This window comes from Streptomyces sp. NPDC097640, from assembly GCF_040302705.1.
Taxonomy (GTDB): Bacteria; Actinomycetota; Actinomycetes; order Streptomycetales; family Streptomycetaceae; genus Streptomyces.
Genome location: NZ_JBEOSB010000048.1, coordinates 47,031 through 59,536, shown reverse-complemented (window position 1 = coordinate 59,536; position 12,506 = coordinate 47,031). Strand labels below are relative to the sequence as shown.

The following is a 12,506-nucleotide window of genomic DNA, read 5'->3' as shown; positions in this document are numbered from 1 at the left end:
CGTTGACTTTTGGCACGCTGTTGAGTTCTCAAGGAACGGACGCTTCCTTTGAAACCGTTTCACCGGTTTCTCCGGGCGCTTCCCTTCGGTGTTTCCAACCTTACCAGATCCGTTTTCCGGTCCGTTCCCGGTCCGAATTTCATTTCTGGTGGCCGTTGGAGTGGCCTTTGCCTTTCGGCTGTCTCCGACTTTATCAGAATTCTCTGAGCCGGATTCCCACCCGCCTTCCGGGTCCTCCCTCGCACGCTGAGTGCTCGGGGTTCCCCTTCTGGCGGAGCCGTAAACGTACTGGAGCGGGGCTCCCGGATGCAAATCGGGGAGCCCCGCTCGTGGCTAGGCGCCGGGCGGGCGCTGAGCCGGCGTCAGACCTCGACGACCACAGGCAGGATCATGGGGCGCCGGCGGTAGCTGTCGGACACCCACTTGCCCACCGAGCGCCGCACGAGCTGCTGTAGCTGGTGCGGTTCGGCGATGCCGTCCGAGGCGCACTTGGCCAGGGATTCCTCGATCTTCGGGATGACCGCGGAGAAGGCGGAGTCCTCGATACCGGAGCCCCTCGCCTGGATGTGCGGGCCGCCCACGATCTTGCCGGTCGTGCTGTCCACGACCACGAAGACCGAGATGATGCCCTCCTCGCCGAGGATGCGGCGGTCCTTGAGCGAGCTCTCCGTGACGTCGCCGACCGAGAGTCCGTCGACGTACACATAGCCCGCCTGCACCTTGCCGACGATCTTCGCGATGCCGTCGACCAGGTCGACCACCACCCCGTCCTCGGCGATGACGCAGCGGTTCTTGGGCACACCGGTCAGCGCGCCAAGCTCGGCGTTGGCGCGCAGATGCCGCCATTCGCCGTGCACCGGCATCAGGTTCCCGGGCTTGCAGATGTTGTAGAAGTACAGCAGTTCCCCGGCCGAGGCGTGCCCGGAGACATGGACCTTGGCGTTGCCCTTGTGAACCACGTTCGCGCCCCACCGGCTCAGGCCGTTGATCACGCGGTAGACCGCGTTCTCGTTGCCGGGGATGAGCGAGGACGCCAGGATCACCGTGTCGCCCTGGACGATCCGGATCTGGTGATCGCGGTTGGCCATTCTGGACAGCGCGGCCATGGGCTCGCCCTGGGAGCCGGTGCAGACGAGCACGATCTCGTCGTCCGGCAGATCGTCGAGCGTCTTCACATCGACCACGAGCCCGGCCGGTACCCGCAGATAGCCGAGGTCGCGCGCGATGCCCATGTTGCGGACCATCGAGCGGCCGACGAAGGCGACCCGGCGCCCGTACTCATGGGCCGCGTCGAGGATCTGCTGGATGCGGTGCACATGGCTGGCGAAGCTCGCGACGATGATCCGCCGCTGCGCGTCGGCGAAGACCTGGCGCAGCACGCCGGAGATGTCGCGCTCAGGCGGGACGAAACCGGGGACCTCGGCGTTCGTGGAGTCGGAGAGCAGAAGGTCGATGCCTTCCTCGCCGAGCTTCGCGAAGGCGGGCAGGTCCGTGAGGCGGCCGTCGAGCGGCAGCTGGTCCATCTTGAAGTCGCCGGTGTGCACGGCCATGCCGGCCGGGGTGCGGATGGCGACGGCAAGGGCGTCCGGGATGGAGTGGTTCACTGCCACGAACTCGCAGTCGAAGGGGCCGATCCGCTCGCGCCGCCCCTCCTCCACCTCGAGCGTGTACGGGCGGATGCGGTGCTCCTGGAGCTTCGCCTCGATCAGGGCGAGGGTCAGCTTGGAGCCGATCAGCGGGATGTCCGGCTTCTCACGGAGCAGGAACGGGACGCCGCCGATGTGGTCCTCGTGGCCGTGCGTGAGCACGATGCCGTCGATGTCGTTGAGACGGTCCCGGATGGACGTGAAGTCCGGCAGGATCAGGTCGACTCCGGGCTGCTCCTCCTCGGGGAAGAGCACTCCGCAGTCGACGATCAGCAGCCGGCCGCCGTACTCGAAGACCGTCATGTTGCGGCCGATTTCGCCGAGCCCGCCGAGCGGGGTGATGCGCAGTCCCCCCTCGGGGAGCTTCGGCGGAGGGCCGAGTTCAGGATGCGGATGACTCAAAAGACTCTCCTCACCACACACGCCACGTGCCCCCGTGGGGCACATGGCGCGCGTGACATTCGTGCACTTGCTTGATGTGTCTGTATGAACTTGTGAAGTACGAAGTTGCGAAAATCGCCTCTATTTACAGCTGTACCCCGCCAGCAGCCAGATCGCGCTTGAGCTGCTCCGTTTCCTCGCCGGTGAGCTCCACGAGGGGCAGGCGCAGCGGCCCGCCCGGCAGGCCCTGAAGGGCGAGCGCGGCCTTCGTCGTGATGACGCCCTGAGTGCGGAACACCCCGGTGAAGACCGGGAGGAGCTTCTGGTGGATCTCGGTGGCCTTCGCCACGTCGCCCGAGGTGTGGGCTTCGAGCAGCGCGCACAGCTCGGGGGTGACGAGGTGGCCGACCACGGACACGAAACCGACGGCACCGACGGACAGCAGTGGCAGGTTCAGCATGTCATCGCCGGAGTACCAGGCCAGGCGGGAGCGCGCGATGGCCCAGCTGGCACGGCCGAGGTCGCCCTTGGCGTCCTTGTTGGCGACGATGCGCGGGTGCTCGGCGAGCCGCACGATGGTCTCGGTACTGATCGGCACACCGCTGCGGCCGGGGATGTCATAGAGCATGACCGGCAGGTCGGTGGCGTCGGCGATGGCGGTGAAGTGCCGGAAGATGCCTTCCTGCGGGGGCTTGCTGTAGTACGGCGTGACAGCCAGGAGGCCATGGGCGCCGGCCTGCTCGGCGGCACGGGCGAGCTCGACGCTGTGCCGGGTGTCGTTGGTGCCTGCTCCTGCCACGACATGGGCGCGGTCGCCGACCGCGTCCACCACGGCTCGTACGAGCTGGACTTTCTCCGCATCGCTGGTGGTCGGGGATTCACCGGTGGTGCCGTTGACGATCAGGCCGTCATTGCCGGCGTCCACCAGGTGGGCGGCGAGCCGCTGAGCGCCATCAAGGTCGAGCGCGCCGTCAGCGGTGAATGGCGTGACCATGGCGGTCAGCACCCGCCCGAAAGGGGTCTGCGATGTGGATGTCGGTGCCATGGGTCCCACGCTACTCGTAGCGCGCCTCGCCGTGCTCGCTCGGGGCGGCGACCGGGGGCGGCGGTATGGGACCCGGCACTGCCTGCTCGGGGGTTCAGGCAGTGCCGGATCCGTTTGTTCAGCCTAGATGAACTTCACGAAACGCCGCAATACGGACACCTCTCACGCATGGCCCGTCCGGGGAGTGTCCGAGGAGTGTCCAGGGAGCGCTACGGGGCGACGCGCCCATTCGCGTTGAAGGCGGCGTGGGTGAGCGGCATCAGCCCGGCCCAGTGCTCCTCCATCTTCTCGCCCACCATCTCGATCTCCCGCTGCGGGAAGGAGGGCACCGCGGCCTGCTCGTGCTGGGTGCGCAGGCCGAGGAAGTGCATCAGCGAGCGCGCGTTGCACGTCGCGTACATGGAGGAGAACAGGCCCACGGGCAGGACGGAGCGGGCCACCTCACGGGCGACTCCGGCCGCCAGCATCTCCTGGTACGCCTCGTACGCGTGGCGGTAGGCGTCTTCCATCACGCGGCCGGTCAGCTCGTGCTGCGCCTGGGTGCCCTCCACGAACTCGTACTTGCCCGGGCGGCCCTGCTGGACCAGCTTGCGGGCCTCTCCGGGGACGTAGAAGACCGGCTCGAGCCGGCGGTAGCGACCGGACTCCTCGTTGTACGACCAGCCCACGCGGTGCCGCATGAACTCGCGGAAGACGAAGATCGGGGCGCTGATGAAGAAGGTCATCGAGTTGTGCTCGAAGGGGCTGCCGTGCCGGTCCCGCATCAGGTAGTTGATGAGCCCCTTGGAGCGCTCCGGGTCCTTGGTGAGCTCTTCGAGGGACTGCTCGCCGGCGGTGGACACCCGGGCGGCCCACAGCACATCGGAGTCGGCCGCGCTGTGCTTGACCAGCTCGACGGTCACGTCGCTGCGGAAACTGGCCTTCTCGCTCTCGGCGGGGATATCGGTCACCGGCGGGTCCTTCCATGTCTTGCTCGCTCGGGGCTCGCCCAGCTTACGGGCCGCCTCCGACATCCCCTCCGACCGGTCGCAACCCTGAAAATCTCAACAGAAGTCGATGAAAAAGGGCACCTCACCACCCGATCATGCGTCCTACCTACTGAAGTGCCCACGTTCGAGGTTCCAAGGAGAGCCCCCATCATGTTCCGCCGGCGCGAGTCCGTGCCCTTCGCCTTCGTCGCAGAAGCCGACCGGTTCCGCAGCAATGTCACCCCGCCGCCCCGCCCCCGCGCCACCCCGTCGCAGCTAGCGGGCCGCATCCTCATCACCCTCACGATCGTCGCCGGGTTCGTGGGCTCGCTCATGTTCGGGTTGCCCGCGCTCGAGAGCGGGCCGCGGACCACTCACCAGACGCAGCAGTCGCAGCAGTCGGAGGCGTCGGACGGACGCTGAGCCCCTGGGATAGCCTCACCCACCACAGGCCCATCCGGACATGTGTGTGAGTGAGGACCATTCGTGCCCCTGCCCTTCCTGACAGCGGACCGCGCCCTTGACGACGACGGGCCGGAGGCCGGAGCGGCCCTCCCCTACGAGGACCCGGGCCGCAGGCGGCGCCCGTACCGGCCGGGTCCCTGGAGGGTCGGCGGAGCCGCGCTCCTGCTGCTGCTCGCCTCGTATGTGCTGTTCTCGGCGATGATCATCGCCCTCGCCGGTTCGGTGCCCGCCGCGGGCGTGTGTGTGGCGGTCGCCGCGCTGGCGATCGTGTGCGCCGTCCGACTGGTGCGGGCCGGCGTGTGGATGGACGAGGAGGGGCTGCGGCTGACGGGCCTCTTCTCGGCCACGACGATGCGCTGGTCGCAGATCACCGCGATACGCACGACTCAGCAGCCGGTGCGGTGGCTGGGGCTGCCGCGGAGTGTCCAGGGACAGGCGGTGCTCATCGAGGTGGCGGGAGGCTCCTCCCCCCGGGTGGCCGTCACCGACCACAGCGCCGACTTCCTCGGCCGCCCCGAGTCCTTCGCCATGGCGGCCGACGCGATCGAGGGCTCGGCGGCCCGGTACCGCTGAGCCGGCGGCACCGGGGTCACCTGCCGGGGCGCTGAGCCACCGGGCCCGGGGTCAGCCCTGGGCCCGCACCGGCCGGCCGTCGTGCAGGGCGATGGCGCGCTGCATCGCCTTACGAGCGCGCACCGTGTCACGCGCGTCGTAGTAGGCGACGGCCAGCCGGAACCAGGAGCGCCAGTCATCCGGCGACTCCTCGGTCTCGGCCCGCCGCTTGGCGAAGACCTCGTCCGCGGAGTCCCGGTCGATCCGCCCGCCGGGCGTCCGTACCAGCTCGTCGACCGGGAGGCCGCCTTCGGCCTCCAGCTCGCGGGCCAGCCTGTTCGCGCTGCGCGCGAACTCCGTGGTCTTCCACAGGAACCAGCCGCCGATGACCGGCAGCACCAGCACGGCCGCGCCGAAGGCCACGGTCAGCGGCGTGCCCTGCTCGATGAGCAGGACGCCCCGGCTGCCGACCAGGACGAAGTACACGACCAGGACGGCCGCGAGGACGAAATACGTGATCTTTGCGCGCACCGCTTGTCTCAGTCCAGATCGAGGAAGTGTTCCAGGCCGAGGGTCAGGCCGGGAGCGGACACCACGCGGCGCACCCCCAGCAGCACGCCGGGCATGAAGCTGCTGTGGTGTGTGGAGTCATGGCGGATGGTGAGGGTCTCGCCCTCGCCGCCCAGCAGGACCTCCTGGTGGGCCAGGAGCCCGCGCAGCCGCACCGAGTGCACCCGCACCCCGTCCACGTCGGCGCCGCGGGCACCCTCCAGCGCCGTGCTCGTCGCGTCCGGCTGCGGCGCGCACCCCGCCTCTTCCCGGGCCTCCGCGATCAGCTGCGCGGTACGGGCCGCGGTGCCCGAGGGGGCGTCCGCCTTGTTCGGGTGGTGCAGCTCGATGACCTCGACCGACTCGAAGAAGCGGGCGGCCTGCCGGGCGAACCGCATGGTCAGCACGGCGCCGATGGAGAAGTTCGGCGCGATGAGCACACCGGTGCCCGGCGCGGCCTCGAGCCAGCCCCGCAGCAGCGCCAGGCGCTCGTCCGTCCAGCCGGTGGTGCCCACGACACCGTGGATGCCGTGCCGGACGCAGAACTCGAGATTGCCCATCACCGAGTCGGGATCGGTCAGCTCCATCGCGACCTCGGCGCCCGCCTCGACCATCGTCTCCAGCTTGTCGCCCCGGCCGAGCGCGGCGACCAGCTCCATGTCCTCGGCGGCTTCCACGGCTCGTACGGCCTCGGAGCCGATCCGGCCCCTGGCGCCGAGAACGGCCACGCGCAGCTTGCTCATCGTTCGCTTCCCTCTGCTACCTGAAGATCGTGCTGATCGTGCGCTCTTGCGTGGCCGACGGGCTAGGCGACGGCCTCGTGCAGGCTCGCCGCCTGCTTGTCCTTCAGCGGGCCGATGACGGACAGCGAAGGTCGCTGCCCCAGTACATCGCGAGCCACCTCGCGCACCTCGTCCGGGGTGACTGCCGCCATCCTGGCCAGCATGTCGTCCACCGACATCTGGTCGCCCCAGCACAGCTCGCTCTTGCCGATGCGGTTCATCAGCGCGCCGGTGTCCTCCAGGCCCAGCACCGTGGAGCCCCTCAGCTGGCCCACCGCGCGCCGCAGCTCCTCGTCGGTGAGCCCGTGCTGGGCGACGTGGTCGAGCTCGTCACGGCAGATCTTGAGGACGTCCGGCGCCTGACTCGGGCGGCAGCCCGCATAGACGCCGAACAGGCCGCAGTCGGCGAAGGCCGAGGTGTACGAGTAGACGCTGTAGGCGAGCCCGCGCTTCTCCCGCACCTCCTGGAACAGGCGGGAGCTCATGCCGCCGCCGAGCGCCGTGTTGAGGACGCCGAGAGCCCAGCGCCGGTCGTCGGTGCGCGCGATCCCCGGCATGCCGAGGACGACATGCGCCTGCTCCGTCTTGCGGCCCTGCACCTCGACGCGACCGGCCGCCCGGATGGTGCGGGTGCCGTCGCGCGGGGCGACGGGGACCGCGTCCGTACGGGACAGGGCACCCGCCTTGTCGAACGCCTTGCGCACCTGGCGGACGACCGCCGCGTGGTCCACATTGCCCGCGGCGGCGACCACCAGGTGGGTGGGGTCGTAGTGCTTCTTGTAGAAGCGGGCGATCTGGTCGCGGCTGAGCCCGTTGACCGTGTCGACGGTGCCGAGGACCGGGCGGCCGAGGGGGGTGTCGCCGAGCATGGTGTGCGCGAACAGATCGTGCACACAGTCGCCCGGGTCGTCCTCGGTCATCGCGATCTCTTCCAGGACGACGCCGCGCTCGGCGTCCACGTCCGCGGCGTCGATCAGCGAGCCGGTCAGCATGTCGCAGACGACATCTATGGCCAACGGCAGATCCGTGTCGAGCACCCGCGCGTAGTAGCAGGTGTATTCCTTCGCCGTGAAGGCGTTCATCTCACCGCCGACCGCGTCGATGGCGGAGGAGATGTCGAGCGCGGTGCGCCGCCGGGTGCCCTTGAAGAGCAGATGCTCCAGGTAGTGGGTGGCGCCGTTGAGCACCGGGGTCTCATCGCGGGAGCCGACGTGTGCCCAGATCCCGAAGGTGGCCGAGCGCACGGACGGCAGGGTTTCGGTGACGACGCGCAGGCCCCCGGGCAGCGTGGTCCTGCGGACCGTCCCGATGCCGTTCTCGCCCTTGAGAAGCGTTTGGGTACGGGCGACGGCCCGCCCCTCCGAGGAGGGGCGGGCCGTCGCCGCGTGAACACGGGACGTCACTGGGCGGCTTCGTCCTTCGGCTCGTCCTTGGCGTCCTTCGCGTCCTTCGCGTCCGAGCCCGCCTCGTCCTCGATGACCGGGATCAGCGAGAGCTTGCCGCGCTGGTCGATCTCGGCGATCTCGACCTGGACCTTGGAGCCGACCTTCAGCACGTCCTCGACGTTCTCCACGCGCTTGCCGCCGGCGAGCTTGCGGATCTGCGAGATGTGCAGCAGGCCGTCCTTGCCCGGGAGCAGGGAGACGAAGGCACCGAAGGTGGTGGTCTTCACGACCGTGCCCAGGTAGCGCTCGCCGACCTCGGGCATCGTCGGGTTGGCGATGCCGTTGATGGTGGTGCGGGCGGCCTCGGCGGCCGGGCCGTCGGCGGCACCGATGTAGATGGTGCCGTCGTCCTCGATGGTGATGTCCGCGCCGGTGTCCTCCTGGATCTGGTTGATCATCTTGCCCTTGGGGCCGATGACCTCACCGATCTTGTCCACCGGGATCTTGACGGTGATGATCCGCGGCGCGTTCGGCGACATCTCGTCCGGGACGTCGATGGCCTCGTTCATCACATCGAGGATGTGCAGCCGGGCGTCGCGGGCCTGCTTCAGGGCCGCGGCCAGCACGGACGCCGGGATGCCGTCCAGCTTGGTGTCCAGCTGGAGGGCGGTCACGAACGTCTTGGTGCCGGCGACCTTGAAGTCCATGTCGCCGAAGGCGTCCTCCGCACCGAGGATGTCGGTGAGGGTGACGTAGTGGGTCTCGCCATCGATCTCCTGGGAGATCAGGCCCATGGCGATACCGGCGACCGGGGCCCTCAGCGGCACACCGGCGTTCAGCAGCGACATGGTCGAGGCGCAGACCGACCCCATGGAGGTCGAGCCGTTGGAGCTGAGCGCCTCGGAGACCTGGCGGATGGCGTACGGGAAGTCCTCGCGGGACGGCAGCACCGGGAGCAGCGCCCGCTCGGCCAGCGCGCCGTGGCCGATCTCGCGGCGCTTCGGGGAGCCGACGCGGCCGGTCTCACCGGTGGAGTACGGCGGGAAGTTGTAGTTGTGCATGTAGCGCTTGCGGGTCTCGGGCGCCAGCGTGTCCAGCTGCTGCTCCATGCGGAGCATGTTCAGCGTGGTGACGCCCAGGATCTGGGTCTCGCCGCGCTCGAACAGCGCCGAGCCGTGGACCCGCGGGATCGCCTCGACCTCGGCGGCCAGCGTACGGATGTCCGTGACGCCGCGGCCGTCGATGCGCTTCTTCTCCTTGATCACGCGCTCGCGGACCAGGGTCTTGGTCAGCGCCCGGTACGCGGCGGAGATCTCCTTCTCGCGCCCCTCGAACTGCGGCAGCAGCTTCTCGGCGGCCAGACCCTTGACGCGGTCCAGCTCGGTCTCGCGCTCCTGCTTGCCCGCGATGGTCAGCGCCTGGGCGAGCTCGTCACGGACGGCGGCGGTGAGCGCCTCCAGGACGTCGTCCTGGTAGTCGAGGAAGATCGGGAACTCGCCGGTGGGCTTGGCAGCCTTGGCGGCGAGGTCCGACTGGGCCTTGCAGAGCACCTTGATGAAGGGCTTCGCGGCCTCGAGGCCCGCTGCCACGACCTCCTCGGTCGGCGCCTCGGCGCCGTCCTTGACCAGCTGGATGGTCTTCTGGGTGGCCTCGGCCTCGACCATCATGATCGCGACGTCGCCGTCCTCCAGGACGCGGCCGGCCACAACCATGTCAAAGACGGCGTCCTCGAGCTCGGAGTGGGTCGGGAAGGCCACCCACTGGCCCTTGATCAGGGCGACCCGGGTGCCGCCGATCGGCCCGGAGAAGGGCAGGCCGGCCAGCTGCGTGGAGCAGGAGGCGGCGTTGATCGCGACCACGTCGTAGAGGTGGTCGGGGTTGAGCGCCATGATCGTCTCGACGATCTGGATCTCGTTGCGCAGGCCCTTCTTGAAGGACGGGCGCAGCGGGCGGTCGATCAGGCGGCAGGTGAGGATCGCGTCCTCGGACGGGCGGCCCTCACGGCGGAAGAACGAACCGGGGATGCGCCCGGCGGCGTACATCCGCTCCTCGACGTCGACCGTGAGCGGGAAGAAGTCGAGCTGGTCCTTGGGGTTCTTGGATGCGGTGGTGGCCGACAGCACCATGGTGTCGTCGTCCAGGTAGGCCACGGCGGAGCCGGCGGCCTGACGGGCCAGGCGGCCCGTCTCGAAACGGATGGTGCGGGTGCCGAAGGCGCCATTGTCGATGACGGCCTCGGCGTAGTGGGTCTCGTTCTCCACCAGGAAAATCTCCTCTTCTGCGTCCCTCGTCCGTGTGACGGAGGAACGGTGGTGGAGCAGCGCCCCTGGCCTTGCTCCGGCGGCCGGGCCGGTCTTCGATCGAAGCTACCGGAATTGCCAGTTCCGGGAGCCACTACCGAGGACCGGCTCCTATGGCGCCGGTGCCACGGGAATGAGGCGCTCCTCCTCGTTCGTTATGACGTTGTTGGGACCAGACTACAAAGCTTCGCCCATCCTCACGACGGCTGTGGATATCGGCGCCGACGGTGGGCGAGGTGCGCGGACGGCGGCTGGTCCCGGTGCGCGGCGCGCCGCGCGGGTTCCGCCGCCCATGCGGCCGCGGTTCTGTAGCGCGTACGGCCGCCGGTCCGCGGCGTGTACGGCAAAGGGAGCGGTCCCCTGTCCCGGGAACCGCTCCCTGCCACGGCGTCTTACTTGGCGCCCGCCGCACCGCGGCGGATGCCCAGGCGCTCGACCAGCGCACGGAAGCGCGTGATGTCCTTCTTCGCCAGGTACTGCAGCAGGCGGCGGCGCTGGCCGACCAGGAGCAGCAGACCACGACGGGAGTGGTGGTCGTGCTTGTGGGTCTTGAGGTGCTCGGTCAGGTCGGAGATGCGGCGCGAGAGCAGCGCGACCTGGACCTCGGGGGAACCGGTGTCGCCCTCCTTGGTGGCGAACTCGGCCATGATCTGCTTCTTCGTAGCGGCGTCGAGCGACACGCGGTACTCCTTCAGGTTCTTCTGTTCGGCCACCGAGTGCCCCTGGTCTTGGTCTCAGGGGAGCTTCCGTGACTCGGGAGGCGAGGTCCGCTGGGCGCTGTCTCCAGAGTGCTCGTACGAGAGCTCCGGGGGCGCGTACACAAACGGCCGCCGCACACCTTACCAGCCGACGGCCACCCTCTTGACCGCCGACCTTCATCCTCTGACCAGGCCGCGCATCATCCCCTGGTCAGGCTGCGCATCATCCGCTGGTCAGGCTGCGCGCGGAGCTGTAGACGTCCAGCACGGCCAGGGCGAGGGGCACCAGGGAGAGCAGCAGGGCGCTCTCGGCCAGGTCGGAGAAGCGGCCCCAGAAAGGCGAGAGCCCCTTCTTCGGAATGATCAGTGCGATGCCGGTGATCAGCGCGGCGCCCGCCGTGACGGAGGCGGCGAGCCAGATCGTACGGACGTCCAACGGGCCGCTGTCGTGCTGGACCAGCAGCTTGAACATGGCGTCGGCCGGCGGGTTCAGGGACAGCCCGAGGACGAGCAGCCCCAGGCCGATCAGGCCGGCGGAGAGAACGGCGGCGACCTGGGCGGTGTAGCGGAAGAGGCGGGCGCGCAGCAGCATCGCGAGGCCGGAGACGAGGGCGAGCACCTGGCCCCAGACATTGTCGGAGAAGCCGAGCACGGACGAGGCGCCGACCATGATGGCGGAGCAGCCGCCGACCAGGCCGAGCAGCATCTCGTGGCCGCGGCGGGCCTGGGCGGCGATGCGGTCGGCGTCGACGGGCTCGGGGGCGGGCCCGGACCCGGACCCGGAGTCCAGCTCGTCGTCCTCGGCCGCCGAGCGCGGCGCGGCGTATCCGATGGGCAGGCGGGCGACGCGCGCCGACAGGCCCGGCAGGAACGCGATGGCGCCGATCGCGACGGCGGCGCACACCGCGGCGGTCTCGGTGGGGCTGACCTCGGTGAGGATCGCGCAGAAGGTGGCGAGGGTGCCGACGGTCGACGCGAAGACCGCGGCGACGAACGGGGCGTCGCCGGTGGGCATGGCGACCACCAGGGCGACCGAGACGACGAGGACGGCGACACAGCCGAGCAGGAACTGGAGGCGGCCGATGCCCTCTCCCGGGTCGAGGGGGAGCAGCCCCGAGCCCGCGATCATGGCGTGTGGCAGGGCAGCGAGGCCGAGCGCGATCGCGGAGGCGCGGTCCTCGTAGACCCGCGCCCGTACCCCCGCAAGGGCCGCGAGCAGCACCGCGACGGCGGCGGCGATGATGCCCGGCAGACCGTGCATGTCATGTTTGAGCGGATCGGCGAACCAAAGCACGAAGCCCATGAGGACCAGCAACAGGGAGCCGCCGAACAGCCCGAAGGCGCGCAGGTACCCGTCGCTCCACAGGGTCCGGTCGCGGGTGACGGCGGAGGCGATGGCGTCCGACACATCGTCGTAGACGGCGGGCGGCAGCGACTCGGCGAAGGGACGCAGGGACAGCAGCTCGCCGTCGAGCACCTGCTGGGCGCCCAGCGACAGCGAGCCGTCAAGGACGGTGCCGTCGCGGCGTACGAGGTGGTAACCGGTGGGGGCGCCCACGGGCTGAGTCTGTCCGGTCAGGCGGAGGATCTCGGGGTAGACGTCGGCGACGGCGATGTCCTCCGGAAGAGCCACATCGATCCGACTGTCAGGCGCGACCACGGTCACCCTGCAGAAGCCGGTCGTAGCGGACGTACTCACCTTTATGGCCCCCTGTTCGCTGTGGAGCGGCGCACG

General features: G+C 69.5%; 11 protein-coding genes. 2 read left to right on the top strand and 9 right to left on the bottom strand.

The genetic code is table 11. The features are described from left to right. Positions 1-362: 362 nt before the first annotated feature. From ABTY62_RS45340 to thyX, 3 genes are all read right to left on the bottom strand, one after another. Positions 363-2,048 (bottom strand): ribonuclease J, encoded by a 1,686-nt coding sequence (locus tag ABTY62_RS45340; RefSeq protein WP_352135250.1) that lies wholly within the window; start codon positions 2,046-2,048, stop codon positions 363-365. Positions 2,049-2,172: 124 nt separating this feature from the next. Beyond that, positions 2,173-3,072, bottom strand: a complete 900-nt coding sequence (dapA, locus tag ABTY62_RS45335) for a 4-hydroxy-tetrahydrodipicolinate synthase (protein ID WP_352135249.1) — start codon at positions 3,070-3,072, stop codon at positions 2,173-2,175. Between the two features lie 209 nt (positions 3,073-3,281). Next, positions 3,282-4,022: an FAD-dependent thymidylate synthase gene (thyX, locus tag ABTY62_RS45330; RefSeq protein ID WP_352135248.1), complete on the bottom strand. Its 741-nt coding sequence runs from the start codon at positions 4,020-4,022 to the stop codon at positions 3,282-3,284. Between the two features lie 189 nt (positions 4,023-4,211). On the opposite strand from thyX, the gene ABTY62_RS45325 reads away from it, so the two are divergent. Both ABTY62_RS45325 and ABTY62_RS45320 read left to right on the top strand, forming a co-directional pair. Continuing rightward, positions 4,212-4,463, top strand: a complete 252-nt coding sequence (locus tag ABTY62_RS45325) for a hypothetical protein (protein ID WP_352135247.1) — start codon at positions 4,212-4,214, stop codon at positions 4,461-4,463. 63 nt (positions 4,464-4,526) lie between these two features. Then, positions 4,527-5,078, top strand: coding sequence for an SCO5741 family PH domain-containing membrane protein (locus ABTY62_RS45320; RefSeq protein WP_352135246.1), 552 nt, complete (start codon positions 4,527-4,529; stop codon positions 5,076-5,078). A gap of 51 nt (positions 5,079-5,129) precedes the next feature. On the opposite strand, the gene ABTY62_RS45315 is transcribed toward ABTY62_RS45320, so the two are convergent. From ABTY62_RS45315 to eccD, 6 genes are all read right to left on the bottom strand, one after another. Further along, on the bottom strand, positions 5,130-5,588 hold the full coding sequence (locus tag ABTY62_RS45315) for a tetratricopeptide repeat protein (protein ID WP_352135245.1): 459 nt from the start codon (positions 5,586-5,588) through the stop codon (positions 5,130-5,132). 8 nt (positions 5,589-5,596) lie between these two features. Next, a complete protein-coding gene (gene dapB / locus ABTY62_RS45310; RefSeq protein ID WP_352135244.1) occupies positions 5,597-6,349 on the bottom strand; it encodes a 4-hydroxy-tetrahydrodipicolinate reductase in 753 nt (250 codons plus the stop codon). Positions 6,350-6,411: 62 nt separating this feature from the next. Then, the gene (locus ABTY62_RS45305) at positions 6,412-7,791 is read right to left on the bottom strand and encodes a M16 family metallopeptidase (RefSeq protein WP_352135243.1); all 1,380 of its coding nucleotides are present in this window, start codon (positions 7,789-7,791) and stop codon (positions 6,412-6,414) included. After that, complete coding sequence (locus ABTY62_RS45300; RefSeq protein WP_352135242.1) at positions 7,788-10,034, bottom strand: polyribonucleotide nucleotidyltransferase; 2,247 nt, start codon at positions 10,032-10,034, stop codon at positions 7,788-7,790. Before ABTY62_RS45300 ends, ABTY62_RS45305 begins: the two co-directional genes overlap by 4 nt. A gap of 431 nt (positions 10,035-10,465) precedes the next feature. Beyond that, a complete protein-coding gene (gene rpsO, locus ABTY62_RS45295) occupies positions 10,466-10,753 on the bottom strand; it encodes a 30S ribosomal protein S15 (protein WP_030414166.1) in 288 nt (95 codons plus the stop codon). Positions 10,754-10,994: 241 nt separating this feature from the next. Beyond that, positions 10,995-12,470, bottom strand: coding sequence for a type VII secretion integral membrane protein EccD (gene eccD / locus ABTY62_RS45290; RefSeq protein WP_352135241.1), 1,476 nt, complete (start codon positions 12,468-12,470; stop codon positions 10,995-10,997). Positions 12,471-12,506: the final 36 nt, after the last annotated feature.